The following is a 26,131-nucleotide window of genomic DNA, read 5'->3' on the forward strand; positions in this document are numbered from 1 at the left end:
GGCGAAGGTGACATTGGTACACAACCATTCGAGAGCTTCTTAGAAATGGTTAAACAACAAAAATTAGAAAAAGTTCTATCTTAATTTTAAAAATCCTCTATTTTTATAATAGAGGATTTTTTTATTTGACCGATATAATTAACGACGATTGTTTTCCAGTAGAACTGATTGTCTTTATTTTCTGGGAAATATGACGAAATTTGCCAAAAACACACTTCATAAATTTTTTTTTATATAGGATTAATCTCGAAAATATAGAACTTATATGAAGGATGTCTTTTCAGTTATTTAGTCTTAATAAAATACATAGTTATGATAAGAGGTGATGCAGTTGGATAATCAGAATCAAGATCTTCAAAAAAAGGTAGAAAAGCTTGAAGAAGAAGTCAGAGAAATGAAGAAACAAATTGAATTTCTCTTAATCAAGAAAGAAACTTCGAACGAGATTAAACAAAAAACTCAAACAAAAGAAAATAATCCTAAACCCCAAAAAACAGTTAGTAGACAGGTTAAAGTAACAGTTGAAAATGAAAAGGTTGACTATGAAGCACTTATTTTCGAAAAGTGGTTACCTAGATTTTTTATATTTATTTTTATTCTTGGCGTAATGTGGGGATTTAAAGCGGCATCAGATTATGGGGTATTAAATAAGTATGCAAAAGTAGGAATTGGATTTGTTATAGCCATTGCTTTATTCTGGTACGGTAATCGTCAAATGAAAGCTATACGATCAACGCTTGGCCAATCCTTAATTGGTGGCGTGTTACCCGTATTATTTTTAACTACGTTTGCTATGCATCATTTATATCACATGGTTGGATCAACGATTGCATTTTCGCTTTTAATTATTTGGGTATGTTTTGGTTTTTATTCTATGAATAGATACAAATCAGAAGTAATTGGATTAATAAGTATAATAGGAGCCGTTTTTGTACCATACCTAGTTAAAAGTAATTCGCCAAACTATTTATTTTTCTCTATCTATGAAACAGTAATTTACTTATGCTTTATGTTTTATGCAGCATTTAAGAAATATAAATTCATCTACCTTTCGTCTGCAATATTATTGCATTTATCTTATTTAATTGTTGCCTTAGTTAATTTTAATACGAATGGAATTAAATATTTCGCACTAAGTATTATCGTTCAACATATTAGTTTGCTAGCTATATTGATCAAATCTAAGCTTGCTATTAAAAAGCAAGTACTAATTCTTCACACTAGTTTTATTTTAACAATTGGTTGGATCTTCAGTGCATTTGAAGATCAGTTTAGAACAATGATTTTAATCTTTTTATGTGTAGGATATTTATTACTGACCTTTTATTATAAAAAGAAATCGGATTTTTTCTTTGGATTTTCGTCTAATTTTATATTAGCCATTTCATTCCTGTTTTTGGACAGTGTTTCAGAAAACTTACTTTGTACTGTATTAATAATTCAAGCAGTATCAACTTATTTATTTTATTTAAGATATCGAGATCTACTGAAATTAATTATAGCTACTCTTACATTTATTCCTGTAGGGATATCCATTTTATCAGTTGGAATAGATTCTTTTTGGTCTTTTGAAACGATGAATTGGCTTATGTTAACTGTAGCTTTAATTACGATAGCAATTTTGGCTTATAAAAATGAAGATGAAAAACAATTTATCTTATTAAGCAGTTCTTTATTAATTACGGTTATATTGATTGCTTTTATAACACAAATTGTTCAAATAATTGCGGTAGATCAGTCTGATAATATGATTCGATTATTAATTAATATAAGTTGGATCTTGCTCTCAATTTTAGCTATGATATTTGGTAACATTAAGAAGTTTAAAGTCTGGACATATACTGGGGTAGGTTTATTATTATTGACGCTAGGAAAACTTGTATTAATAGATTTACCAAATATTACATTGATGGTTAGAGCCGGTTTATTTATACTGCTTGGCTTGATTGGATTAGTAATTTCTAGAATATTTTTTAAGGGAAGCAGTAGTCAAAAAAACTATAAAATTTAGTATACAGGAGTCAGTTAATGCTAATCACTGAAACTAAAAACTTACTATTAATGACTTTTACAGCAGAAGCGATGGTTTCTGTTTTAAGTGGAAATAAAGAGTTAGAATTTGAAAATCAAATTTATAGATTCGCTCAAGGATGGCCAATTCTCGTATATAAAAATCTTTTCCCTTATAAGATTTCTCGTTTTCAAACGCATCCTACTGAGGAAAAATATGAAGGGATTATTATTCATAAAAAAGATCGAGTAATTATTGGGGACATGGGATTTAAAGGTGGTCCTGATGAAGCTGGGAGTATGGAAATAGGTTATAGTATTGCACCTTGTTATCAAGGTAAAGGATATGCAACTGAAATGGGTAGTGCTTTTTGTGAGTGGGGATTAAAGCAAAATCATGTTACAAGAATATCTGCTATTTGTTCCATTTATAATCATGCCTCTATTAGAGTTTTAGAGAAAATTGGCATGATAAAAGTAAAAGAAGAAATTGAAAAATATTATTGGATGTTAGATAAAAAAATAAATTTGTGATTTTCATTGATTAGAACGATTAATTTTCTAGAAGAAGGTGGGCTTATTCTTACAACAAGAAATGCATCTATCATCTTTATGGTCATAACTAAACGTGAATTTGGTCGATTCTTTTTGTACGATCTTATGATAAGTAGTTTAGTATATGGCACTCTAAAAAAATACTACTCAAGTGACCTAATCGCAATTTTTGGCAGCTTTACAATACCGACAGTTTTAAAAAGAGTGGCTGTATTATTAGAACAGAAATAAAAAAAGATGCTCCTATTTGAGCATCTTTTCATGCAACCTTGTATATTATTTACCAAATTTTCGTAAAAGNNCCGCTTATCCCATAGGAGTCGATCATCCTTCCGTTCCAATCAACTTATTCATCAAAATATGGTTGCACTAAAAATCTAATTAAATATCCTTTTCTTAGAGTAATATAGCAGATTATTAATAAGTTTGTAGGTCAATTAAGATCGAACTTCAACTTTTAAACAAATCAGATCAATTTATTTTTCTAAAAATTAGCTCATAATTATTTTCAACTTCCAAAATAAGCAATTACTAGAATTTGTTGAGATTATAAAACTGTCCAAACTTAAAATCATTAAAAGTTCATCAGAAACTGAATTATCTCATCAATAATGTTCACTAAATATATGTTTTCGCTATTGACCGTTTTATATAACTACACACAAAAAGGATGCTCTTAATTGAGCACCCTTTTTAAATGTTAGCCTTGTTGTACAGGGCTTTTAGGTTCAGTATCTAAATTCATTGCTGGTCCGAAGAATTCGAAATGAATTTGTGTATCCTTAATTCCTAATTCTTTTAAGCTTGTAATAATGGCCTTTAAAAATGGTACTGGTCCACATACGTAATAATCTGCATTGTCTGATTTAACATTGTTATTTAACCATTCTGCATCAATATAACCTTGCTTTTTAAAGTTATTATTTTTAAGATCTTCCTCAGATGGATTTTCATAAACAAATGATAAATTGTAATTTGTTAATTGCTCTTTTAATTGGTTAAGTTCATTTTCAAATGCTTGTAATTTACCATTTCTTGAAGCGCTTATGAAGTTGACTTGACGGTTTGGTTGATTACTTGCAATTGACTTAGCCATACTAATTAATGGAGTAATTCCAACACCACCACTTAAGAAAACAACATCTGAATTAATTTCAGTATTTAAAGTAAATTCACCTGCTGGAGCAGTAATTTCCAGTGTATCACCAACATTTACTTGATTGTGTAGGTAGTTTGAGAATTTACCAAGTGGTTGGTTTTCTTCAGCTTCTCTTTTTACTGAAATTCTAAAGTAATTTTTACCTGGTGCATCAGATAAACTATATTGTCTGTTTGATAAATATTCTTCACCAGGAATTTGTGAACGAACAGTAATATATTGACCAGATAAGAAAGTAGGAACTGAAGAACCATCTTTAGGAACTAAGTAGAATGAAGTAATTACATCGCTTTCTTTCACTTTTTCGATGACTTTAAACTCTTTAAATTCAGACCATCCGCCTTCTTGAGAAGATGCTTCCTCATACATTTCTTTTTCGATATCGATAAATACTTGTGCAATAATTCCATATGCTTCCGCCCAAGCACCTAGTATTTCATCAGTTGCAGCATCACCAAGGACTTCTTTTATTGCCCCTAGTAAATGTTGCCCTACGATTGGATAGTGCTCAGCTTTAACTTGAAGACTGCGGTGCTTTTGCGCAATTTGTTTTACAACAGGAATAATTGTTGCTAGTTTATCAATGTTCTGTGCAGCAGCTAAAACAGTATTTGCAAGTGCAGTTTGTTGTCTACCTTGTTGTTGATTTGTATGATTAAATACATTTAATAGTTCAGGATGATTAGTAAATAAATTTTTATAGAATACTTTAGTTATATCTGTACCCTTTACTTCTAAAACTGGAACTGTTGACTTAATAATATCAATTGTTTTTTGAGATAGCATGAAAAATCCCCCTAATCACGTTTTAAAGTAGTATTGTAAATACATCTTTATCTTAGACCTAGAATATATTTAAAACAATATGTAAAATACATCTTTTGTGAATTTTTTCGCAAAAATACATAAAAGTTTAAAAAAAGTTCACAATTATGCTATGATTAATCTTAAATAAAACAGTGAGGACAAGTTATGCGTTTAACAACTTATTCGGATTACTCTCTTCGTGTACTAATATTTCTAAGCTCTGAGCCAGGTGAAAAATTAGTTAATATTAAGGACATCGCTGAAGCTTATGATATTTCTAAAAACCACTTAATGAAAATAATTTATAATTTAGGAAAGATGGGCTATATCGAAACGATCCGTGGTAGAAACGGTGGAATCCGTTTAGCTAAATTACCATCAGAAATAAATATCGGTGAAATTATTCGTAAAACCGAAGAAGACTTTAATATTGTAGAATGTTTTGAGCACGGCAATACTTGTGTTATTACACCTGTTTGTTCTTTAAAACATATATTTAATAATGCATTAGAACAATTTTTAAAAGTTTTAGATCAATATACATTAGATGATATTGTAAAGAACAATGCGATGCTTAAAGATTATTTTTCAAGTAATACAAAAGAATAGTTTTTTTGAAATAGAAGAGCTCCCCCAATTTAAAAACAAAAAAACCAACAAAGTACAAATAACTTGATTTTCAGACTGATTGCAAGCGCTTGTCTTTCGAGGCGCGAAGCCTGGTGAGGAGCGGAGTTACCCTAGACGGTAATGAGCACCGCAGATAGGCGAAGCAACGAAGAAAGCGAGCGTTTGTCAACAGTCTGAAACCAACAAAGTAAGCCTTTGTTGGTTTTTTTCATTTAATGTGGTCTATTGACCTTTATAGTTTAATATATTTTACGTTTTCCATCGGTTCTTGGAATAAGGATGAAGCTATTTTACTAAAAATGGTTGGATCCCCAGTTGTAAAAAATTCATGTGAAGTGATTTCAGAGTTAGATAAAATATTTTGTTGATCCAGAATTGCACTTACTTCTAAAGCTGTTTCATCACCAGAGCTGATCAGTTGGATTGATGGTCCCATCACTTTTTGGATGATTGGACTTAATAATGGGTAATGCGTGCAACCTAGTATTAGTGTATCAATATTTGAATCAATAAGCGGTGCAAGAGTGTGTTTAACAATCTCAAATATTTCAGGTTTATTGTAGTCCCCATTTTCAACAATTCCAGCAAACTCTGGGCATGCCAAACCTTCAATTATAACTTTGTCATTAATTCGTTTTAGTGCAGAATGATATGCTTTACTATTAATAGTAGCATTCGTTCCTATGACACCGATTTGGTCATTTTGTGTTAATTTTATTGCTGCTCTAGCACCTGGACGGACAACTCCAATGACTGGGATTTGAAGTTTTTCTCGCATTTCATTTAAGACTACTGAAGTTGCTGTATTACAGGCGATGACTAACATTTTAATATCTTTCTCCAATAGAAAATTAGTCATTTCCCAAGTGAATTCTCTAATCTCCGTATATGGTCGTGATCCGTATGGACATCTTGCTGTGTCGCCTAAATATAAAATGTCCTCTTTAGGTAATTGTCTTATAATTTGTTTGGCAACTGTTAAGCCCCCAACACCTGAGTCAATGACTCCGATTGGTTTATTCAAAAAATCCCCTCGTTTTACTTAATAATTTGTTGATGTAGTATATTCTTTATTCATTTAAGATTTTACTATAAGAAATGATATTTTTGTTTATCATTCTCTTTTTAAAAATGTTAAAATTTCATAGATTTATTGCGCTTATTAACAGAGTATTAAAACATTTAAACACAAGTTAAAAATAATTCGTAAATTCAATCATTATCTGTTATATTAATGAGGAAAGTTTATATATGAGAAAAATGTGGAGGAGCCAGTGTTGCTGGCTGAGATAGCATCCTTAAGGTGTTGACTCTTAGAACCTGATCTGGGTGATGCCAGCGTAGGGAACAGTATCTCTTTTTAGATATGTTTTTTACAGCGCATTTACGTCCGGGTTAGTATCCGGACGTTTTCTTTTTGTATAAACAAAAAACAAAAAGGAGATATAGATAATGAAAAAACTAGTAGTATTTTTAGTAGCTATTTGTTTAATGTTAACCGGGTGTGGTCAAAACAAAACTGCTACTACTAAAAAGACAAAGAAATTAAAAAAGGTGACAGTCGTACTAGACTGGACGCCAAATACAAATCATACTGGGCTATTTGTTGCTAAGGAAAAAGGTTATTTTAAGGAACAAGGACTTGATGTAGATATAATCAGCCCAGGAGAAACAGGTGCAGACCAATTGGTGGCATCAGGTAAAGCAGATTTTGGAGTTTCTTATCAAGAGTCAATTACACAAGCAAGAGTTCAAAATGTACCGATTGTATCAATTGCAGCAATTATTCAACATAATACTTCTGGGTTTGCTTCACCAGTGAAAAAAGAAATTAAGTCTCCAAAAGATTTCGTTGGAAAAACATATGGTGGATGGGGTTCACCGGTTGAAAATGCTATTTTAAAATCACTTATGTCAGAAGAAAATGCTAATGTTAATAAGTTAAATATCGTTAATATGGGTGATGCTGATTTCTTTACAGCGGTAAAAAGAGATATCGATTTTGCGTGGATTTATCAAGGATGGACAGGGATTGAAGCAGAGCTACGTGGAGAAAAATTAAACATGATTTATTTAACTGATTATAGTAAAAAGCTAGATTACTATACTCCAGTTTTAGCTACAAACGAAAAAATGATTAGTAAAAACCCTAAAATAGTAAAAGCATTTGTGGCTGCAGCATCAAAAGGATATAATTTTGCGATTGATAACCCAAAAGAAGCTGCATCGATTTTAATAAAGGATAATCCAGATTTAGATAAAAAATTAGTGGAAAAAAGCCAAGAATGGTTAGCATCTAAATATAAAGATGATGCAGACCGTTGGGGTGAGCAAAAGTTATCAGTTTGGAAAAACTATGCTGATTTCTTAGCTGAAAATAAATTATTAGAAGGAAACTTTAAGCCAAAAGAAGCATTTACGAATGATTTCTTACCAGCGAAATAAGGAGGAGAAAAAATGCAATCTACTTTAATGAGTGTCCAAATTATACCGAAAACAAATAATATTGAGGATGTTATTCCAGCAGTTGATGAAGCAATTAAAATTATTGATGAATCAGGTGTGAAATATCAAGTTCAACCATTGGAAACAACTATGGAAGGCGACTTGAATCAATTATTAATGGTTGTTCAAAAAATGAATGAAAGAATGATTGAAATAGGTTGCCACAATGTTATAACTCAAATGAAAATACTATATCAACCACAAGGTATTACGATGGATGTGTTAACGGAGAAGTACCGTTAATGAAATCTAAAAATATTAAAGGATGGCAACCAATCGTTGTCATCCTGCTTTTTTTATTCTGTTGGCAGCTAAGTATTAAAATTTGGAAAATCGAATCTTGGTTATTGCCAGGACCGATCGCAATCTTTAAAGAAGGAATGAAATCATCTGATTCACTACTTCCTCATATTTCTTCTACAATTCAATTAACGATTATTGGATTGTTAATTGGTAGTTTATTAGGATTTTTAATCGCATTTCTATTGCATTTAATTCCAGGTGTTAGGGAAGCTTTTTACCCATTATTAATTCTTTCGCAAAATGTACCAATTATCGTATTGGCACCGCTTTTAATTATTTGGTTTGGATTTGGTGTATTACCTAAATTAATTATTATTTCTCTTGTTTGTTTTTTCCCAGTTACAGTTTCAGCGTTAGATGGTTTCCGACAAACACCAAGTGAACTAATAAATTATATGAAAATGGCGGGAGCATCCAAATCACAAATTTTTTGGAAAGTTGAATTGCCTTTTTCTCTACCTTCCATTTTTTCAGGCTTAAAGATTTCTGCAACTTATAGTGTTATGGGGGCAGTTATATCTGAATGGCTCGGAGCGAAATCTGGAATTGGGGTGTATATGACTTTAGCTTCATCTTCATTTAGAACAGATCGAGTATTTGTTTCAATTTTTATCATTATGTTTTTAAGTATGCTTTTCTTCTTCCTAATAGTCGTAATTGAACGTTTTACTGTTAAATGGAAAGTTAAAGGGGAGAAACGAAAATGACATTACAAGTGGAACAATTATCAAAGAGTTATAGTGGTCATCAAGTGTTAGATAATATATCCCTTTATGTAAACGAGGGGGAATTTGTATCAATTTTAGGTCCATCTGGAAGTGGGAAAAGTACGTTGTTTCATCTTATAGGTGGTTTACTAAAACCTGATTCTGGAGAAGTAAAGTTAAATGGGTCGATAATAAATGGAGAACTTGGTCATGTTAGTTTTATGCCTCAGGATCATTCATTACTACCTTGGAGAACAGTATTAAAAAATATTGTTTTGTCACAAGAATTAAAACATAAACCTGATGAAAAATTGGCAAGAGACTGGCTTAAAAGAACTGGTTTAGAAAACTATGAGAATGCTTACCCTCATGAATTATCTGGTGGTATGAAACAAAGAGTTTCATTTTTAAGGTCTCTACTAGCACCACAGTCGTTCATGTGTATGGATGAGCCTTTTTCAGCTTTAGATGAGTTCACTAGACTTGAAATGCAACAATGGCTCTTATCAATTTGGGAGGAGCAACGACGATCAATTTTATTAGTAACGCATAATATTGATGAAGCGTTGTTAATGTCTGATCGAATATATATATTTTCTAACAAACCCGCAAAAATCAAAGAAGAAATCATTGTGCCATTTCCAAGACCACGTAAAAAAGAATTATTATTGAGTGATGAATTTACGGAATATAAAAGAAAAATCTATTTGGCTTTAGAGAAGGAGTAATACGATGAAAATGATAGATGCTCATATTCATTTAGATTCTTATGATATTAGTCAAAGAGAAGAAATATTAGCTAATTTAGAAAGACACGAAATCGAGGCGCTCATTTCGGTATCGATGGATTTAAAATCTAGTAAGAAAAATTTAGAGTTGAAAAATCAAAATAATAGTGTATATCCAGCATTCGGATTTCATCCTGAACAACAAATCCCATCTGATGAAGAGGTTGATCAATTAATTGAATGGATTAAGATCCATCAGGATGAAATGGTCGCAATCGGGGAAGTTGGTTTACCATATTATAAGAATTTAGAAGAACAGATTGATTACGTACCTTATATTCAATTACTAGAAAAATTTATCTCACTTGCAAAAGAGTTAAATAAACCGATTATATTACATGCAGTGTATGAGGACGCCGAAACCGTCTGTAATCTATTAGAAAAATATTTTATTAAAAAAGCCCATTTTCATTGGTTTAAAGGGGACGAACTTACAATTAAACGGATGATGCAAAATGAGTATTTTATCTCAATTACACCAGATGTATTATATGAAAATGAGATTCAAGACTTAGTAAAAAAGTATCCTTTAGAATTAATGATGATAGAAACAGATGGTCCTTGGCCATTTGAAGGGCTTTTTGAGAATGAGTGGACACAACCAAAATTTATGCATCAATCGGTTGCAAAGATAGCTGAGTTAAAAGAGATAGATCTATCAAATGCATATAAAACTTTATATGAAAATACTAAGAAATTTTATAGTATATAAAATAAGAAAATCGTTATCCAACAGGAAACGATTTTTTTATTAATTAGTTTAGTTTTAGATAGGTAAAAAGAGCTGAAATAAAATCCCCCCATAGCAGAGCATCTATCCTAATTTACGGATAGCCTTTTTTATCTACTATAAGTAGTATATAAAGTTAAACTTTCAATTTAGATAATCAGATTCTTTACAAGCAAGAAAATAGTGAAATGTAAAACTTAAGTTTCAATGTAAATACCAAAACCGGCATTTCGATTAGAATGCCGGCAGTATGTTGGTTTGTAGAAGTGTTTCTACAAAATAACTACAGTTCAAGCTCTCCCATACGAAGAAGCTCAATAACTGCTTGTGATCGCCCCTTAACCCCAAGCTTCTGCATTGCATTTGAAATATGATTTCTCACAGTTTTTTCACTTATAAAAAGTTCTTCAGCAATTTCTCTTGTAGTCTTATCTTGAACAAGAAGCTCGAATACTTCTTTTTCACGCTTTGTGAGTGTGTGCTTTGTTTGATAGTCTCTATCTTTCAACTGTGCTAACCCTCCTTGCTTGACCGAGCTGTTCTTCGGATGGGTATTCATTTAGTCTTTTTATCATATGAACGATAAGTCTTTTAGGTGAATATTTCCAGTAAATTTAGAGCTAGATTTAAATAATTTATTTTTTTCTATTTAGCTTGTTCTAAAAAATGTACAGGCTCGTATAATTAGTAAAAAAGCGTGGGGGGAGTATGGTGATGAAAAAAAGATTGTTAGTAACAGCGGCAGCGGTATGTGGAATTGCAACAATGAGTGGATGTAGTTTACTTCCAACGAAATCTTCAACTGACATTGATCCACCTAAAACTGTAGTATATAAAAGTGATCAACCTTCAAAAGAAGTAGCAAAGAAAGAGGAAACTGTAAAAAGAGAATTATATTTAATTGATCGTAACGGGTATGTTGTACCGCAAACATTCCAATTACCTAAGTCTACTAGCTTGGCTAAACAAGCGTTAGAGTACTTAGTAAAAGATGGTCCTGTTACAGATGAATTACCGAATGGTTTCCAAGCAGTTTTACCTCCGAATACTGAAGTTTTAGGTGTTCAAACTCAAAAGGATGGTACGATTATTGCTGATTTTTCACCAGAATTTAAGCAATACCGTGCTGAAGATGAATTAAAAGTGTTTCAAGCTGTTACTTGGACGTTAACTCAATTTGATAATGTGACAAAGGTGAAAATTCGAGTAAACGGAAAAGAGCTTGCATCGATGCCAGTAAATAAAGCTCAGATTGGTGATGGGTTAACAAGAGATGATGGAATTAACTTTGATAAAGGTGATATTGTAGATATTATGAACTCCAGACCAGTTACGTTATATTATGTTTCTCAAGGGGAAATGGGAGACACTTATTATGTACCTGTAACGACTAGGATTTCAAATGTTGAAACAGATTCATATTCAGCAATCGTAAATGAACTTGTAAAAGGTCCATCTGAATATTCGAATTTAGTTTCCGATTTTGGAACTGATACGAAACTAGTTAGTCAACCTGTTTTCAAAGGCGGTAAACTAGTACTTAATTTTAACGATGGTATCTATGGAAATATTGCAAAAAATATGATCAATAATGATGTACTACAGCCACTTGTACTTTCTTTAACTGAGCAAAAAGGAGTTAAATCTATTGAAATTCAAATCAATGGTAAATTAACTGCGCTAGACCAACAAGGCAAGCCTTTAAGCCAACCTGTTTCTAGACCTAAGGATGTAAATACGAAAAAATTGTAAGCCAGTGGTTACGGAAAGATAATAATTACCTTTAAAAAAATGTTTTAAATTTAAACCTTGTACAAAAATTGTGATGATTTTTGTACAAGGTTTTTAATTTTAACTATAAATTACACTGAATAAGTAGAAATGAAATCACTTTTTTGTCTATACTAGTATTTGGAAGATTTTGTAGGAGGAACTATTATGACAAGAACAGATGGAAGATTAAATAATGAACTTAGACCGATAGAGATTATTACTCACTATACAAAGCATGCAGAAGGTTCTGTGCTGATCAGTATTGGTGATACGAAGGTAATTTGTAATGCAACAGTTGAGGACCGTGTACCGCCATTTTTGAGAAATAGTGGAAAAGGTTGGATTTCAGCTGAATATTCAATGTTACCTAGGGCTACTCAAGAGCGTACAATACGTGAATCATCTAAAGGTAAAGTTACTGGTCGAACAATGGAAATTCAACGTTTAATAGGAAGAGCGTTAAGAGCAGTAGTTGATTTAGAAGCACTTGGTGAAAAGACAATTTGGATCGATTGTGATGTAATTCAAGCAGATGGAGGAACACGAACTACTTCAATTACTGGTGCATTTGTTGCAATGATGCTTGCTTTTGATAAATTAATTAAAATGGATAAATTGAAATCGTATCCTGTAAAAGATTATTTAGCAGCAACTTCGGTTGGTATTTTAGATGACCTTGGACCAGTACTAGATTTATATTATGTAGAAGATTCGGCTGCAAGTGTTGATATGAATATTATTATGACTGGAAAAGGACAGTTTGTTGAACTTCAAGGAACTGGTGAAGAAGCAACATTTTCAAGAGAAGAATTAAATGAGTTACTATCTTTAGGTGAATTAGGAATTAAATCTCTAATTGAAAAACAAAAAGAAGTGTTATTACAAGAAGGTATTAAATTTCAATAATCATTTCGAGGTGAGACTTTAAGGATGGAAACAATCATTATTGCGACAAATAATCAAGGCAAAGTGAAGGATTTTGAAGCACTTTTTAACCCGATGGGATTTCAAATTAAGTCTTTAAAAGACTTTCCTGAAATTCAAGAAGTTGAAGAAACAGGAACAACATTTGAAGAAAATGCGATTTTAAAAGCTGAATATTTAGCGAGTGAGTTAAATGCGCCAGTCATTGCAGATGACTCTGGTTTAATAGTGGATGCACTTGAAGGTAGACCAGGCGTTTATTCTGCTCGATATGCTGGAGTACATAAAAGTGACGAAGATAATTTACAAAAAGTATTAAGTGAACTAGAAGGCGTTTTTCCTGGAAAAAGAACTGCGCGATTTTATTGTGCTTTAGCTTTAGCGGTTCCAGGAAAAGAAACAATTACTGTTTATGGTACAGTTGAAGGGTATATTGCCAATGAAAAAAGAGGAACAAATGGTTTTGGCTACGATCCAATATTCTTTTTGCCAGAATTAGATAAAACGATGGCTGAAATAACGACAGATGAAAAAGGTGGCTTAAGTCATCGCGCTAATGCAATTAAATCATTAATGAGTGTAATAAATAAAGAAGATAAAGACTTTTTATTAAGAGGATCAAATTAATGAAAGTACTAATTGTAAGTGATAGCCATGGATTGACAAAACCATTGCAAGAAATCGCCGACCGATATCGTGACAGTGTAGATTTAATGATACACTGTGGAGATTCAGAATTAGAAGTGAATGCTAAGGAACTAGAGGATTATAATGTTGTAAGAGGAAATTGTGATTTCAGAGGAGAATTCCCTGAAGAATTTATTCACCGTGGGAATGAATATACAATGTATGCAACACATGGTCATTTACATGGAATAAAACAGTCATTACAAAAGCTGTATTATCGTTGTAAAGAAGTTGGAGCAACAATTGCTTGTTTCGGTCACTCTCATGTATTAGGAGCCGAAGTAATTGATGGTGTGCTTTTTATTAACCCTGGCAGCATTTTATTACCGAGAATGCGAAAAGAAAAGACTTATGCTATTCTTGAAACAATTGATAAGAAAGCTAATGTTACTTTTTATAATACAAATGGAACAGTGCTTACTACTACTTCATTTAAATTATAATGAATTAATGGGGGTTAGTAGCTTATACGCTACTAACTCTTATCTAAAACAAAAAAATTCGGAGTACTAAAAGCCGGAAAACCTTAATAAACTAAGGTAATTATACAACTTTAAAATTTTCTTCTTTATTTTGGAAAAAAATTTTTAAAAAAGTGTTGACTTTAATTTCCATAACGACTATACTAAATTATGTCGACAGGGTGATGTCACAAAGAAACGAAAAAGAAATAACAAATATGCGGGTGTAGTTTAATGGTAAAATAGAAGCCTTCCAAGCTTCGGTCGTGGGTTCGATTCCCATCACCCGCTCCATATGTCCTGGTAGCTCAGCAGGATAGAGCAACGGCCTTCTAAGCCGTCGGTCGGGGGTTCGAATCCCTCTCAGGACGTCCAAAAGACACTTGTTTTACGAAATGTAAAATAAGTGTTTTTTTTGTCTACATACCAAATGAATCGCTATATATCAACCTTCTAGGACGCCAAATGAAACGGTCAGTGCATCGGTCAAAACCGAAAATGACTCAAAATTAGGCGTAAGCTAGGAGGTTATTTTTGTTATGACTAAAAAGAAAAGTATTTTATCGATTTCAGAGGATTTAAGAGGTTTATTCTCGGAAAATCCTACCCCATGTACAACGGTCGATTTAGACCGAATGACTATCAAACAGGCTCTCACAACGATTACTCGCCAAATGGAGATCAGCGGAAACCGACCAAGGACGATAAGCGACTATTCTATTCATGCTGATCATTTTGCGAAAACTACTGGTTTAACTTATTTAGACGAACTGACTGCCGAATCAATTTATGAATGGTTGTCACGCATGGATGTAAGCAACCAAACGAAGCTAACCCGTTTAAAGTGTTTAAAGGCGTTTTTGTCACGCTGTTTTAGTAATGGCTGGTTAGAAAAGCAGTTTTGGAAACCGATCACAATTCGAGTCGATAGTAATGTGAAGGAGGGGGCTACAGAGCGTGAAATTCGAACGTTGCTGTCGTTGTTAGACTTAGGTGACTTTGTACAATTAAGGGACGCTACAGCCGCTCTACTAATGTTTAAAACGGGGATACGAATAAATACAATCGTTCACTTGGAGAATAAGCATATAGACTTCACAGATAAATTACTTCGACTTGACGGTGCCATCATGAAAAATCACGATCAGTTACTGTTGCCATTTGATGATACGCTGCACCGTTTGCTAAGCGTGCTAGTGCGTCAGAATGAAGCTATTAGACATGCGTATGGAGTTCAAAATAAGTACGTGTTTATTACGAAGCAAGGCGGAGTCATTTCGAATAGTCCGACGCATAACAACATACAAAAACGTTTACACAAGTATTCTAAAGAATATGGATTACGTAATATTAATCCTCATGCATTAAGACGTGGATTCGCAAAATCTCTTCTGAATAAAGGTGCTAATATTGCTGAAATCTCCAAAGCGCTAGGTCATAGTAACCTTGCTGTTACAACCCAATACTTACACCTTGATAAAGAAGAAGTGGCAGAGAACTTAAGGAAATATTTATAATAATCATTACGTCACTTTATGAGTGGCGTTTTTATTTTGCTAATGGAAGATTGTAATTTCTACTATTGAGTTATTGTGCGCAAGCAAAATCTAGATTTCTACCTTTTCAATGTTACAACCTTTGAATAACGCTTTTTCTATTCCTATAACGTCATTTTGTATCCATTATTTGAATATGTTTAATAAAAAAGAACCCTTTATTTTACAGTATCAAGATATAGGAGGCGTAATAAATGGAAAATAACAATAAAATAAATGTAGAAAAGTGGTCTCCGATTTTATTTAGTGTATTTTTTTATCTTCTTCCATTTTATCAGTTAGCAGATAGAAAAATAGGAACTTGGTCGTTAATATTGTTTGGTGGAGCGGCAGTAATATTTGCAATCATAGATATGCTACATTTCTTAACTACAATAGATAATAGCAGACGAATAAATAAAAGCATTGAGGATTATGTAAAGTTTTTTGATGAATATGTTGAGGAAAAGAAATGGGATGAGAAAAAAGGAATGGTATATAACACAAAAATAATCATGAGTAAAGAAGTGGCCGATCATATGGCTAACGACCAATTAGCAGCCCCCGTGGACTTTAATAAACTTTACAGTAAACAAAAAGATATCGTAAAAGATAACGATAAACGGTTGAAAAAGATAGATCAAATCAATCTGGTTTTACTTGTTATCGCTCTTTTGTTGGTGTTTATAGCGAGCCTAATTAATAATGATATTGAAATACATGATGTAAATACTGCTGATGTATTTGCGGTTTTAAGTTTGTGGTTAACTATGCTATTATACCTTATTAAATCTATAAAAATTTTAAAATTATAATTATAAGAACTGTCATCAACCAGTGATTCTCTATGTCTATAATCTTCAAACAGAGTTTGTTCAAACCAGTTTTTGGATAATACAATTCATATGGGTGACCCAAATTCCTTTTTTATTTGTACTGAACGTACATTCTTGTGTTGGGCATTTAAGTCACTTCTATTATTAATAATTTGGTACTATATAGGGTATTACAAATTTATATTTATTATAGGGAGGACTTTCATTGAATTACGCAATTATCACTGAAAATGATGAATCCAAATGGGATGATGAAACTGGAGTACTATATCATTTTCCTGCAAGATATAAAAACATTCTAACAGAAGGTACCAGTGTTATTTATTATAAGGGGCAAATGAAAGATAAGAAGTATTTAAATAAGCGTTTATCCGCGAAACCACATTACTTTGGGATTGCTAAAATAGGTGAAGTATATCCAGATTCAAAAAATAAAAATGAATACTTTGCAAAAATTGAAGAATATATACCATTTGTACAACCTCTAGATTTTAAGGATAAAAATAATGAGTATATTGAGATAGTAACTAAAAGTAATTATTGGAGAGATGGAGTAAGAAAAATAACAGTTGATACATATAAAAAAATAATTAAATTGGCTAATTTCGAAATTGATTATAAAAACGAAAACAACCTTGAGGCAGTACTTAGTGATGAATCTTTACCAAATTTAGATGATGTAAGCCCAGTTCCCTCCAATAGTTTATTCACAGGTAAAACTAATAAACATAGTAAAGAAAACAATGGATCTAATAATAACAGAAAACAAACAAAAGGTGATGGATTTTCAAGAAATGCTAAGAAAATAGGGGATCGAGCAGAACAAGTTGTTTTAAAGTTTCTGAAAAATCATAATTATAAAAACATTAGGTGGGTTGCTAATGAAGGAGAAAAGCCTGGCTATGATATTTCCTGCGTAGATCACACGGGATTAGAAATATATATTGAAGTAAAAGGCACTTCAACTAGTAAATTTAACGATTTTATAATAACAAATAATGAATTGTCAACGGCAGAAAAATTGGGAGATAGTTTTTATATTTATTTCGTAACTAATTGTTTAAGTAAAACACCAAAAGTTCAGTCTTTTCAGAACCCATATAAGAAAATAGCTTCAAGTAAATGGGAATTAACACCTTTATCATATAAAGTTTTTACTTCTTAAAATCTAATAAAAATAACATTTAGTAGTTAATAGTTTGACGCAGCCATTTATAGGTTGCGTTTTTTTATTTAGAAAATTTTTTTGTAGCGATACGGAAGTACCCTAGGGGTCGGATTTCTATAGTGTAAGGGTAAGTAACTAGAAGGGAGGTTCTAGCCATGGCAACAGGAACAACAATTAGGGTTGTACGAGCCTATCAGGGGATTTCGCAAGGTGAACTTGCAGAACTGATGGTAGTAAGCATCAGCCTAATATCAGCAGTTGAAAAGGGAACAAAACGTATTACTCCTGAGTTTGTAAAGCGATTTAAACGAGCAGTAGGAATTATTGATTCAACTCTAATAGACATCCAATATTTGCAAAGTATATTAACGGAATTGTGAACAGCAGCATTAATTTTTTTTAGATTCATAGTAGAAAAATTCCACTTAAATTTTAGGAGGGAATAAGAGATGAACAAACTTGATAGTTTACAAAAACGAATTAACGATTTACAAGTCGCTCTGAAGATAACCAAAAATGATGAAAAGGTAATCGATACTGCATTTGAAAATTGGATAATCAATAGGATAAACAAAAAATTAATAGAAAAAGGATGGTTAGAAAATGAAAAATAATTTTAGGCACAATGAAGATGGGACTACAAACATCTATATCGAAAGCCTCGACCGAATACTCGAGATGCGGATTAACACTGAAGATTTTCAGTTTCTAGAAAGCAAAGGCTATAACATTTGTGCAACTTGGAATAAGGCTAGTCGTACTTGGTATGCTGTCCGTCGTGGAAAGAAAGTTCATCGTTTGCTTAAAGGTGATCCAGAGGGGATGCATGTTCATCATATAGACAGGAACGGATTAAACAACACTCGAGAAAATTTGGAGGTTCTATCACCAAGCGAGCATTTACGAAAAAAGCTTCCTAAAGAACCGATTATCGGAGATCCAAGCAAAGGTATTCAAGTCCGTATTCTTAGCAAGGCAGAGGCGAGCAAGAAACAAGTAGACAGACGTTTTTGGTTTCGCTTGGAAGTTAATGGATTACATTACGGAACGTTTGAAAATGACATCAATTTAAATTTACATGCCAATATTGCCGATATGGTAGTAAATCGTAGGTTTTCCAATGAACAGATTTATGCTCCGTTTTTACGGGTTGGACACAATGAAGAGCATGTTGCAGCAGTTATCAAAGAGGTACGCAGATTCTTCAGTACGCCTGATCCGTCTAAAGTTAAAAAGGTACAAAGTAACCAAAAAATTTAATAATGGATGTCGTTACAAAGTTATCACAGTTGCGGTTATCTGTTCATGCAGAACCGCTTTTTTTAGTTAATAAATATTAGAATAGTAGGTTAATAAATGGAAAACAACAATAGACAACTAGTCGATACTTCAACGGGAGAAATATATGATATGGATGAATATTATTTACGAGCCAAATCATCCGATGAAACATATAAACAATTTATTACTCAAGACAATCGACATTTCTCGTTTGCAGATATGGACACTATAAAATACAATATTTCCAATGTCTCCACTGTTCATTGTGGTTACCTTATGATTCTTCAATGTTACATGGAATATGGTTCAGGTAAAATAAAACTTAATAGAAACGAAATGCCAAAAGCAGTTGGTACATCCAAAACGACCTTTAATAGGTTTTGGAAAGTAATGATTAACTACGGAATTATCATCGAGAAACATGGGGTATTTTACGTAAATCCTTATTTTCATTTTCGTCAACAACCGCAGAATAATAGAGTCATCAAATTATTTACTACAACGATAAAGCAATTAACACATGAGTTATCTGCATCCGAATTAGGGTTTCTGTATAAGCTATTGCCTTTTGTACATTACGATACGAATATGATATGTGCTGATCCGTTTACCGAGCCTGAGAATATTCAGTTCCTGAATAAAACCCAAATAGCGTTATTGGTCGGAATGGATGAAAAGAAAACGTCCAAGCAATTAGATAAGTTGCGTAAAAAAGGCGTTGTTGCTGAAACAATACGCCAAGATGATAAAAGAGATCGTATTTTCACTTTAAATCCATATGTATTCTATCGAAAGAAAGGTAGACCTGACGATACTTTACGTGGATTGTTCGCTTCAACACATTATGGTAAATGAGTAATAGGTGTCTTTTTTGACATTAAAATAGCGAAATAGGTGTCTTTTTTGACACACTTAAAAAGTGCCGTTAGCCCTTGATACGTATAGGTTCGAGGCACTTTGATGACGAAATTACTTCTTTATCTTTGACATTACGTAGATATGATTCTAGCAAACAGTATTGTAGTAATTGTTATTAACGTAATTAACGAAATACCTTCGCCTTATGGCTCGGTGCTGTACCCCAAGCTTATCAGCTTGTAGTACAACTATTAAAAACAATCTTATGGTATGTTCTAGAAGACTACCTAAGCAGGATTCAACTGAGCGTTAGCGAAGTTTGCTAGTCTTATCGTATCAAACATATAAAGCTATTTATACTTAAAACAACAGGTTTAAAGGAATATTTCAGACTATTGTCGAAGTTAATAAAAAATTTAAATGATATATTAGAAAAGGAGAAGTGTATATGAATGGGAAGGCAAAATACCACCATTTAATCCCAAGAACGTATTTGCAAAGTTGGTGTTTTTCTAACGATAGTCTTCACGCCTATTCGAAAAGTGATTTAACAAAAAAAAAGCAATTAAACATAAATAATCATTTTGGTATACAGAACTATCATACTATTAAGGTTGGTATGCCAATTTGTACAGATGAAGACCTAAAAAAAATATTTCAATCGCTAAATGGATATAAAGTTGAATATGAGGGCAAGTTGCTTCAGTCCTTAAAAGAATATAATCAGTACTTCTATGACTTTGATGAATGGAAGATTTACTATGCTAAGACTGAATCAATCGTACCCAAAAAGAAAAAAAATACAATTAAAAGTGAAATAAATCAATGTAGGATAGTTGATATTGAAGAAGCTTGGAGTAGACAGTATGAAAATGGATGGAACTCACTAAAACAGATAATTGAACAAAAGCTTTTAACTACTAATGCCCTAGAAATAGATGCATTTAATAAAGAAGAATTAATGAAATTTATAGTCTCTCTAGATTGGCGAAGCGAAAAAGGAAATGAGGAACTTGAGAAAATTCTTGAGTTTATTAATAAACTTCTACCATTAAAAGAAATCGATCTGTCTAAAGATGATAGAAGTATTGCATTTGAAACAAATGCTTATGAATGGAGTAAACGGAATTATTTACTAAAAGAATTTAATGAGTTTTTGCAAGGAAAAGGGATAATTAACGACCAAGTAAACTCATATATTAGAGACTGTACTTTAGAGTTTTTTATCGCTAATGGAAATGTAGGATTTTTGACTAGTGATAATCCAAGCTTTATCTATCATTTTAATGATGGTTTAAGTCATGTAATGCCATTAACTCCAAAGATTCTTGTACGTGTTTTAAAAGGTTCAACAGATAAATATTTTATTAAGCTTTTAAACGACGAATTGGTTCAATGGTTCAACGGCATAATAATAGAAAATTCAAACGAATTAGCCCTGAGTAATAAGCCATCAATACAATATGGTGTAGAAGTTTTACAAAAGAGTAAATAACCGTTTGAAATATTTTTACAATATAAAAGAGCCGTCATAAAAAGGCGGCTTTAATATTTGTTTCATTAAATGGTAGATTAGTAAAAGATATAGAAACGTTTAATAAGGTGGCGGAAACTGTCACTTTTCGGAAAACTTCAGGGGTATTATTTAACGTAATATTTCGATAAAAAGTTGAAAACTTTGACTTTCATAAGGGGAATTTTGCCTTTCTACACTAAAGAGTATGACATTGATTAGACGAAAATAAACGCCCACGTTTCATTAATACGTAGGCGATATTTATGTGTTTATTATGAAGATTTAAATGCATTGACTAAAAGAACAATATTTGTAGCTGCCAGGTTAATAGCATATTCGACAAAATAAGGTTCAATTGTAACAAGGGCTGATCCTTGACCATGGCCAGCTTTTTTATTTCGAACCGTTGGTAAGCCAGATTCCAATGTAGTCCTTAACCCAGTAAAATGATTACGTAAGTATTCGGGAATCAAGTTATTTTCTAATAGAATTGATATTAATTTAGATGATGTATCTTTGTCTTTTTGATAGGCGTACCCTTTTTTATCACAGATAGTTTTCATAGTACTTTCAAAAGCTTTTAACGCTTCTACTAAAGCCTCTTTATGGTTCCCCTTTCTATAGTGTTCATGTGCCTTTAAAAATTCATCTGCTGCACCTTGGAAGTCTTCTTCGTACAATAATTTTATAGCAGGTTTAACTGCTTCTTTATGAATGAATTGTCTATCAATACGAACAAGTTCTCCTTTAATAAATTCATATCCCACATTATTATCTTTAAACCTATAGTTTAACTCCTCAATTGCTTCATCAGGACTTTGTTTTATAATAAAGATCGCTCGAGAAGTAAAATAATCAGTGCGTAAGGCTTCACTATCTATAACAAAAAAAGCTAGTTCAATAAAATCAATAGCCTCCTCATCACTACATATCATCAAAAAATCTAGACAATGGTCTACATCTTTATGGTACATATTATCTGTTAGGCTAAATAATCCTAACTCTTTTGCCATTGTACTATGTATATAATTCCAGGCAGAGTTATTGTTGATTCCAATAGTGTCACTAAGTATGTGCGCTGCTTGAACCCGTAATTTTTCCGGGATTTCAGTATAAATATATACATCCTGAATTTTTCCTTCAACTTTTTTCATTCTTTTTGAATAAGTCTCAAAAATAGCCATTTTCGCCGCTCCATTTTTAATAGTTTTATTTTAAGTATACAGAATTTTATAATGTTTTTACAGTTGTCCCAAAAAGTATACAATTACGTACACACCGTTTATTGTTTTGTTCGTAAAGGTATTAGTAATTATTTAAGAATATTCGTTTAGTCCATATACTTTCTTGAATACCGTAAAAAGACTCAATACAAAAAAAGCCTAACCAAACGGTAAGGCGTTGTTATTGTTATTTGGGAATATATGTGGAAACCTTTATATTAGTTGGAACAAAGGGGATAGAAAATCCTTCCTTCACATTATTGGGTTGCTTTTAACTTGTTTTTCGCACGAATTAGCGTACTCTTCGATATGCCAGTCATCGCTTCAACTTCTTTGTAAGAATTCGTCTCTAGTAACAGTAAAGCGTGTTTTATCTGCTTTCTTTCGAATTTAGGAGGTCGACCTTCACGGAAGTCTTCACGCTGCTTAGCAATTGCTTTGCCTTCTTGTGTACGTTCTACAATCATATCACGTTCAAACTCTGCAAAACCGCTCATAATCGTTAGAATAAGTCTCCCTGTTGGTGTATCTTCCACTAGTCCCATATTAAGGACATGTACCTTCACGCCTTTCTCGAATAGTGCTTTTACTGTATTGATTGCATCAACTGTTGAACGTGCGAAGCGGTCTAATTTTGTAACAACCAGCATGTCGCCTGTTTTCAGCTTCGAAAGAACTTCCTTAAATTTGGGGCGATCTGCTTTCGTGCCTGTGAACTTTTCAGAATAAATAACTTCGCAACCTTCGTTTTTTAGCGCTTGGAGTTGTGCCTCCAGGTCTTGATGTATAGTACTTACCCTTGCATAGCCATATTTCATCGTTTTCCCACCTTGATTTTTGAATATAAGTTATGACACCTTTAGATACCTTGATAATACTGCCACTAGAAATCGGTGTCAATACTTTAAAGTTATGAAACTAATTAGTTGGTTTTAGCGATTAGTTATAGAACAAAGCGGTTTACAAATAGTTATAAATACTTCTATATACTTCTATATATCTTAAACACTAAAGATTCAATCGGAATTGATAATTTAACATAATATGAAAAATGGCCTATTTATGGGAGTATATTACTTTAGTATTTCTAACTTTTAACATAAAATGTTAGAGATTGGTTTTTTTTATATTAAAAGGGGGAGAAAGTATATGGGTTTAAAAAAAAATGAGTTTATAGAAAAGTTGAAGGAATTAGGATTAGTAGCATTAGTAAATTTGCCTGCTGTTTCGACTGGTGATCCTTTTTTTGGGATTATTGCTCCATTAGCGACTACTGTTATAAACAAAAATTTCTCAAAAAACATGAATGATGAAGAAATATCGAAACTCAAATTTGCTACAACCTATATCCTAGAGGAAATCGCCTATAGGCTTGAAAAAAATGATGAAATTAGAAGCGATGGCTTTTTTGAGGGAACTGACGTAAATCGGTCTTCGGCAGAGCAGATATTTCAGGGGACTTTAAATAAATGTAAGAACGAGTTTATCGATAAAAAGGTCAGAATTATTTCTAATATTTTTGTAAATGCTGTTTTTAATGATGAAGCCTCTTTAGTTGAATTGGAGAACATTCTGAATGTAGTTGAAAAATTAACCTATCAACAGATTTGCCTACTTTCAATTTTTGCAAGAAAAGAAGAATTCACTGAGTATGAAATGAGAAAAGGTGACATTAGTGATGGAAGTTGGCGTACAGCTGGCGCAGGTTTCCCCGAATCACCAATTATTCTACAACAAATTTCTGATTTAATTGGAATGGGCGCTCTTGCGATGATGGATGTTGAAGTCCCTGCGTTTTCTTCAATAAAATTATGGAACGAAATTATTCCTGATATGATAAAAGTTACTCCAAATGGCTATAAATATATTAAAATGTTAAATCTTTATACAATCGAGAAATCAGAATTAGAGGAGGTAATTAAGTACCTTATTTAATCAAAAGTCTTGAAAAATAGAGGGTTTAGCGAAAGGGATTCTATAAGTTGCTAAGAGGACCATATGCGAGCCGGTAACGGTTCGCTTTTTTGCTTGAATTCAGTTTGGATGCCACCCATAAGCAAGAGCGAACTCACCCTGTAAATGTAACTCGCCTGTTGGTACGCAAACATTGATGCGGTAACAACAAACCCATGCCACCCCTTTGCAAGAGCGAACCACCCCTTTATATAGCCATTCGCCTACTGTTGCGTACACATGAACGTCAAATCTCGAAACCTTGACGAGTTGGAAAGGTAAGATTTCCCCGTGTCCATAAAAACAGTCGGCACAAATAGCCAAGTAATACACTTTTTAACTAACTTTACAATCCTCTTTTTAAATGTTGAATATATTAGTATCCAGTTTAACCATGAGTTTATCGTGCAAAAAGCCTAATAGATTGATACAATATTTTACAGAAAATAATATTGCGAGTTAACGGGAGATGCAAACATGAAAGGGTATATTGGAGTTACTACTAGAGAATGGATTACATATTTAACTGATAAAAAAGATATTAAAGAAGTTAATTTTTGGCGTAAAAATACCGATAATTTTAATGTACTAACAAATGGAGAACCGTTCTTTTTCCTAGTGAAAAATGAAAAAGGTGTTAAAGGAGAAAGATCGGTATTAGGTATGGCAACCTTTGAAAGATTTGAAAAATTAACGGTAAACGAAGCATGGGATAAATACAATAATGCTAATGGTGTTGAAGATCGAGAAAGTTTCGTGACAAGAATGGATGCTATGTTTAATACTGATAAATATACGGGTGAAATAGGGTGTATAATTTTATCGAACTTTCAGGCGTTTAATAACCCAGTGTATTTAAGTGGTATTGGCGTGGAATTTAAAAATAGCGTTGTATCCGGTAAGGGTATAAAGGAAAACGAAGCCAATTTAATTTCAGAATACGGCTTTAGTACCGTAGATGATGTTATTCGTAAATTTCACGAAATTGATCGAATTGGTTTTACTGAAGATGACCATGGATTCCCCGAAGGGAAGGTTAAGTTAAAACAACATTTAGTAAGGGAACGTAACCCTGAAGTTATTAAACTAGCAAAGGAACTGTTTCTACAACAGCACGGCAAGTTATTTTGTGAAGTTTGCGGGTTTGATTTTAAAGAGAATTACGGTGATATCGGCGAAGGATATATAGAAGGACACCATACCAAACCTATTTCCGAAATGGGAGAAACTGAGCAAACCATGGTTGAAGATATAGCCCTTGTATGTTCAAATTGCCACCGTATGCTGCACCGAAGGAGACCTTGGTTATCTATAAATCAACTAAAAGGATTATATTTAAATAAGTGAAAAACGAAAGGCGAGCCGATAGATTGTTCGCTTTTTGACGTTTCATAGTACGGGGAGCCACCCCTTTGTAAGAGAGACCCACACATGGTATAGAGATACGCCTGGTGTAATCCACATATGGAAATAAAAACTCTTAATCCTTTCATATCACCCCGTATATAAATTTCTAATCAACACAAACAGCCCAAATCTTTTTTTGAAATTTTTTAGAAATCTTAGAGATTTTTATAAGAGGATATTTTTAGAAGTTAAAAGTAATTGGTTGAACTGACGGATGCAGATTAGTTATATAATAAATTTTGGTAACTGGAGTTCTCCATCTTTTCTAATGATGTTTACAGTTCCACACAACTTCTCCATGTTCGCCTTAATTGA

General features: G+C 32.6%; 28 protein-coding genes, 2 tRNA genes and 1 riboswitch. Of the genes, 25 read left to right on the forward strand and 5 right to left on the reverse strand.

What is annotated here, in order from left to right:
• The first annotated feature begins 331 nt into the window (after window positions 1-331).
• From COI44_RS12530 to COI44_RS23895, 3 genes are read left to right on the forward strand one after another with little or no spacing between them, the layout of a single operon-like run.
• A complete protein-coding gene (locus COI44_RS12530; RefSeq protein ID WP_179887105.1) occupies window positions 332-2,011 on the forward strand; it encodes a DUF2339 domain-containing protein in 1,680 nt (559 codons plus the stop codon).
• A 17-nt stretch (window positions 2,012-2,028) separates the two neighbouring features.
• Window positions 2,029-2,544, forward strand: coding sequence for a GNAT family N-acetyltransferase (locus COI44_RS12535; protein ID WP_098428272.1), 516 nt, complete (start codon window positions 2,029-2,031; stop codon window positions 2,542-2,544).
• A gap of 6 nt (window positions 2,545-2,550) precedes the next feature.
• On the forward strand, window positions 2,551-2,796 hold the full coding sequence (locus COI44_RS23895; protein WP_142329256.1) for a hypothetical protein: 246 nt from the start codon (window positions 2,551-2,553) through the stop codon (window positions 2,794-2,796).
• 469 nt (window positions 2,797-3,265) lie between these two features.
• On the opposite strand, the gene hmpA is transcribed toward COI44_RS23895, so the two are convergent.
• The gene (gene hmpA / locus COI44_RS12540) at window positions 3,266-4,510 is read right to left on the reverse strand and encodes an NO-inducible flavohemoprotein (RefSeq protein WP_098428273.1); all 1,245 of its coding nucleotides are present in this window, start codon (window positions 4,508-4,510) and stop codon (window positions 3,266-3,268) included.
• Window positions 4,511-4,696: 186 nt separating this feature from the next.
• Here hmpA and COI44_RS12545 point away from each other — a divergent pair, with 186 nt between their 5' ends.
• Window positions 4,697-5,140, forward strand: a complete 444-nt coding sequence (locus COI44_RS12545; RefSeq protein WP_098428274.1) for an RrF2 family transcriptional regulator — start codon at window positions 4,697-4,699, stop codon at window positions 5,138-5,140.
• Between the two features lie 253 nt (window positions 5,141-5,393).
• On the opposite strand, the gene racE is transcribed toward COI44_RS12545, so the two are convergent.
• Window positions 5,394-6,185, reverse strand: a complete 792-nt coding sequence (gene racE, locus COI44_RS12550; protein WP_098428275.1) for a glutamate racemase — start codon at window positions 6,183-6,185, stop codon at window positions 5,394-5,396.
• 230 nt (window positions 6,186-6,415) lie between these two features.
• Window positions 6,416-6,525, forward strand: a riboswitch (TPP riboswitch).
• 88 nt (window positions 6,526-6,613) lie between these two features.
• Here racE and COI44_RS12555 point away from each other — a divergent pair.
• The 5 genes from COI44_RS12555 to COI44_RS12575 are packed head-to-tail and all read left to right on the forward strand — an operon-like array spanning window position 6,614 to window position 10,176.
• Window positions 6,614-7,606, forward strand: coding sequence for an ABC transporter substrate-binding protein (locus COI44_RS12555; protein WP_098428276.1), 993 nt, complete (start codon window positions 6,614-6,616; stop codon window positions 7,604-7,606).
• Between the two features lie 12 nt (window positions 7,607-7,618).
• A complete protein-coding gene (locus COI44_RS12560; protein ID WP_098428277.1) occupies window positions 7,619-7,909 on the forward strand; it encodes a thiamine-binding protein in 291 nt (96 codons plus the stop codon).
• On the forward strand, window positions 7,909-8,676 hold the full coding sequence (locus tag COI44_RS12565; protein WP_098428278.1) for an ABC transporter permease: 768 nt from the start codon (window positions 7,909-7,911) through the stop codon (window positions 8,674-8,676). The genes COI44_RS12560 and COI44_RS12565 overlap by 1 nt, the downstream gene beginning before the upstream one ends.
• The gene (locus COI44_RS12570) at window positions 8,673-9,404 is read left to right on the forward strand and encodes an ABC transporter ATP-binding protein (RefSeq protein WP_098428279.1); all 732 of its coding nucleotides are present in this window, start codon (window positions 8,673-8,675) and stop codon (window positions 9,402-9,404) included. Before COI44_RS12565 ends, COI44_RS12570 begins: the two co-directional genes overlap by 4 nt.
• Before the next feature lie 4 nt (window positions 9,405-9,408).
• The gene (locus COI44_RS12575) at window positions 9,409-10,176 is read left to right on the forward strand and encodes a TatD family hydrolase (RefSeq protein WP_286163902.1); all 768 of its coding nucleotides are present in this window, start codon (window positions 9,409-9,411) and stop codon (window positions 10,174-10,176) included.
• A 301-nt stretch (window positions 10,177-10,477) separates the two neighbouring features.
• Here the strand turns inward: COI44_RS12575 and COI44_RS12580 are convergent, their stop codons facing one another.
• Window positions 10,478-10,702: a helix-turn-helix domain-containing protein gene (locus COI44_RS12580; protein WP_056472461.1), complete on the reverse strand. Its 225-nt coding sequence runs from the start codon at window positions 10,700-10,702 to the stop codon at window positions 10,478-10,480.
• 200 nt (window positions 10,703-10,902) lie between these two features.
• Between COI44_RS12580 and COI44_RS12585 the strand changes: the two genes are divergently transcribed.
• The 14 genes from COI44_RS12585 (at window position 10,903) to COI44_RS12645 (ending at window position 21,212) form a co-directional block, all read left to right on the forward strand.
• Window positions 10,903-11,946 (forward strand): GerMN domain-containing protein, encoded by a 1,044-nt coding sequence (locus COI44_RS12585; protein WP_098428280.1) that lies wholly within the window; start codon window positions 10,903-10,905, stop codon window positions 11,944-11,946.
• Window positions 11,947-12,132: 186 nt separating this feature from the next.
• Complete coding sequence (gene rph / locus COI44_RS12590; RefSeq protein WP_098231844.1) at window positions 12,133-12,873, forward strand: ribonuclease PH; 741 nt, start codon at window positions 12,133-12,135, stop codon at window positions 12,871-12,873.
• A 24-nt stretch (window positions 12,874-12,897) separates the two neighbouring features.
• The gene (locus COI44_RS12595) at window positions 12,898-13,518 is read left to right on the forward strand and encodes an XTP/dITP diphosphatase (RefSeq protein WP_098428281.1); all 621 of its coding nucleotides are present in this window, start codon (window positions 12,898-12,900) and stop codon (window positions 13,516-13,518) included.
• Window positions 13,518-14,021: a YfcE family phosphodiesterase gene (locus tag COI44_RS12600; RefSeq protein ID WP_098428282.1), complete on the forward strand. Its 504-nt coding sequence runs from the start codon at window positions 13,518-13,520 to the stop codon at window positions 14,019-14,021. The genes COI44_RS12595 and COI44_RS12600 overlap by 1 nt, the downstream gene beginning before the upstream one ends.
• A 238-nt stretch (window positions 14,022-14,259) precedes the next feature.
• A tRNA-Gly gene (locus COI44_RS12605) sits at window positions 14,260-14,333 on the forward strand.
• Between the two features lie 3 nt (window positions 14,334-14,336).
• Window positions 14,337-14,410 (forward strand) — tRNA-Arg (locus COI44_RS12610).
• A 168-nt stretch (window positions 14,411-14,578) separates the two neighbouring features.
• Window positions 14,579-15,556 (forward strand): tyrosine-type recombinase/integrase, encoded by a 978-nt coding sequence (locus COI44_RS12615; protein ID WP_098428283.1) that lies wholly within the window; start codon window positions 14,579-14,581, stop codon window positions 15,554-15,556.
• A gap of 233 nt (window positions 15,557-15,789) precedes the next feature.
• The gene (locus COI44_RS12620) at window positions 15,790-16,389 is read left to right on the forward strand and encodes a hypothetical protein (protein ID WP_098428284.1); all 600 of its coding nucleotides are present in this window, start codon (window positions 15,790-15,792) and stop codon (window positions 16,387-16,389) included.
• A 226-nt stretch (window positions 16,390-16,615) separates the two neighbouring features.
• The gene (locus COI44_RS12625) at window positions 16,616-17,575 is read left to right on the forward strand and encodes a protein NO VEIN domain-containing protein (RefSeq protein ID WP_098428285.1); all 960 of its coding nucleotides are present in this window, start codon (window positions 16,616-16,618) and stop codon (window positions 17,573-17,575) included.
• Between the two features lie 158 nt (window positions 17,576-17,733).
• Window positions 17,734-17,958, forward strand: a complete 225-nt coding sequence (locus COI44_RS12630; protein ID WP_098428286.1) for a helix-turn-helix domain-containing protein — start codon at window positions 17,734-17,736, stop codon at window positions 17,956-17,958.
• 69 nt (window positions 17,959-18,027) lie between these two features.
• Window positions 18,028-18,192, forward strand: a complete 165-nt coding sequence (locus COI44_RS24190; protein ID WP_179887107.1) for a hypothetical protein — start codon at window positions 18,028-18,030, stop codon at window positions 18,190-18,192.
• Window positions 18,182-18,838: an HNH endonuclease gene (locus COI44_RS12635; RefSeq protein WP_098428287.1), complete on the forward strand. Its 657-nt coding sequence runs from the start codon at window positions 18,182-18,184 to the stop codon at window positions 18,836-18,838. The genes COI44_RS24190 and COI44_RS12635 overlap by 11 nt, the downstream gene beginning before the upstream one ends.
• 96 nt (window positions 18,839-18,934) lie before the next feature.
• Window positions 18,935-19,714, forward strand: a complete 780-nt coding sequence (locus COI44_RS12640) for a hypothetical protein (protein ID WP_098428288.1) — start codon at window positions 18,935-18,937, stop codon at window positions 19,712-19,714.
• A 451-nt stretch (window positions 19,715-20,165) separates the two neighbouring features.
• Window positions 20,166-21,212: a DUF4238 domain-containing protein gene (locus COI44_RS12645; protein WP_098428289.1), complete on the forward strand. Its 1,047-nt coding sequence runs from the start codon at window positions 20,166-20,168 to the stop codon at window positions 21,210-21,212.
• Window positions 21,213-21,505: 293 nt separating this feature from the next.
• Here COI44_RS12645 and COI44_RS12650 read toward each other — a convergent pair whose 3' ends face one another.
• A complete protein-coding gene (locus tag COI44_RS12650; protein WP_098428290.1) occupies window positions 21,506-22,417 on the reverse strand; it encodes an STM4504/CBY_0614 family protein in 912 nt (303 codons plus the stop codon).
• Window positions 22,418-22,713: 296 nt separating this feature from the next.
• A complete protein-coding gene (locus COI44_RS12655) occupies window positions 22,714-23,274 on the reverse strand; it encodes a recombinase family protein (RefSeq protein WP_098428291.1) in 561 nt (186 codons plus the stop codon).
• 331 nt (window positions 23,275-23,605) lie between these two features.
• Here COI44_RS12655 and COI44_RS12660 point away from each other — a divergent pair, with 331 nt between their 5' ends.
• Both COI44_RS12660 and COI44_RS12665 read left to right on the forward strand, forming a co-directional pair.
• On the forward strand, window positions 23,606-24,391 hold the full coding sequence (locus COI44_RS12660) for a hypothetical protein (RefSeq protein ID WP_098428292.1): 786 nt from the start codon (window positions 23,606-23,608) through the stop codon (window positions 24,389-24,391).
• Between the two features lie 495 nt (window positions 24,392-24,886).
• Entirely contained in the window at window positions 24,887-25,756 is an 870-nt protein-coding gene (locus COI44_RS12665) for an HNH endonuclease (RefSeq protein WP_286163903.1), read from the forward strand.
• Window positions 25,757-26,131 lie beyond the last annotated feature (375 nt).

The organism is Bacillus sp. AFS088145 (assembly GCF_002564465.1).
GTDB lineage: Bacteria > Bacillota > Bacilli > Bacillales > Bacillaceae_G > Gottfriedia.

Coding starts and splice junctions, on each gene's coding strand:
- COI44_RS12640 (WP_098428288.1), top strand. CDS start 18,935: ATGGAAAACAACAATAGACAACTAGTCGATACTTCAACGGGAGAAATA.
- COI44_RS12595 (WP_098428281.1), top strand. CDS start 12,898: ATGGAAACAATCATTATTGCGACAAATAATCAAGGCAAAGTGAAGGAT.
- COI44_RS12660 (WP_098428292.1), top strand. CDS start 23,606: ATGGGTTTAAAAAAAAATGAGTTTATAGAAAAGTTGAAGGAATTAGGA.
- COI44_RS12665 (WP_286163903.1), top strand. CDS start 24,887: ATGAAAGGGTATATTGGAGTTACTACTAGAGAATGGATTACATATTTA.
- COI44_RS12565 (WP_098428278.1), top strand. CDS start 7,909: ATGAAATCTAAAAATATTAAAGGATGGCAACCAATCGTTGTCATCCTG.
- COI44_RS12620 (WP_098428284.1), top strand. CDS start 15,790: ATGGAAAATAACAATAAAATAAATGTAGAAAAGTGGTCTCCGATTTTA.
- COI44_RS12645 (WP_098428289.1), top strand. CDS start 20,166: ATGAATGGGAAGGCAAAATACCACCATTTAATCCCAAGAACGTATTTG.
- COI44_RS12570 (WP_098428279.1), top strand. CDS start 8,673: ATGACATTACAAGTGGAACAATTATCAAAGAGTTATAGTGGTCATCAA.
- rph (WP_098231844.1), top strand. CDS start 12,133: ATGACAAGAACAGATGGAAGATTAAATAATGAACTTAGACCGATAGAG.
- COI44_RS12535 (WP_098428272.1), top strand. CDS start 2,029: ATGCTAATCACTGAAACTAAAAACTTACTATTAATGACTTTTACAGCA.
- hmpA (WP_098428273.1), bottom strand. CDS start 4,510: ATGCTATCTCAAAAAACAATTGATATTATTAAGTCAACAGTTCCAGTT.
- COI44_RS12555 (WP_098428276.1), top strand. CDS start 6,614: ATGAAAAAACTAGTAGTATTTTTAGTAGCTATTTGTTTAATGTTAACC.
- COI44_RS12635 (WP_098428287.1), top strand. CDS start 18,182: ATGAAAAATAATTTTAGGCACAATGAAGATGGGACTACAAACATCTAT.
- COI44_RS12560 (WP_098428277.1), top strand. CDS start 7,619: ATGCAATCTACTTTAATGAGTGTCCAAATTATACCGAAAACAAATAAT.
- COI44_RS12630 (WP_098428286.1), top strand. CDS start 17,734: ATGGCAACAGGAACAACAATTAGGGTTGTACGAGCCTATCAGGGGATT.
- COI44_RS12545 (WP_098428274.1), top strand. CDS start 4,697: ATGCGTTTAACAACTTATTCGGATTACTCTCTTCGTGTACTAATATTT.
- COI44_RS12655 (WP_098428291.1), bottom strand. CDS start 23,274: ATGAAATATGGCTATGCAAGGGTAAGTACTATACATCAAGACCTGGAG.
- COI44_RS24190 (WP_179887107.1), top strand. CDS start 18,028: ATGAACAAACTTGATAGTTTACAAAAACGAATTAACGATTTACAAGTC.
- COI44_RS12600 (WP_098428282.1), top strand. CDS start 13,518: ATGAAAGTACTAATTGTAAGTGATAGCCATGGATTGACAAAACCATTG.
- COI44_RS12650 (WP_098428290.1), bottom strand. CDS start 22,417: ATGGCTATTTTTGAGACTTATTCAAAAAGAATGAAAAAAGTTGAAGGA.
- COI44_RS12575 (WP_286163902.1), top strand. CDS start 9,409: ATGAAAATGATAGATGCTCATATTCATTTAGATTCTTATGATATTAGT.
- COI44_RS12585 (WP_098428280.1), top strand. CDS start 10,903: ATGGTGATGAAAAAAAGATTGTTAGTAACAGCGGCAGCGGTATGTGGA.
- COI44_RS12615 (WP_098428283.1), top strand. CDS start 14,579: ATGACTAAAAAGAAAAGTATTTTATCGATTTCAGAGGATTTAAGAGGT.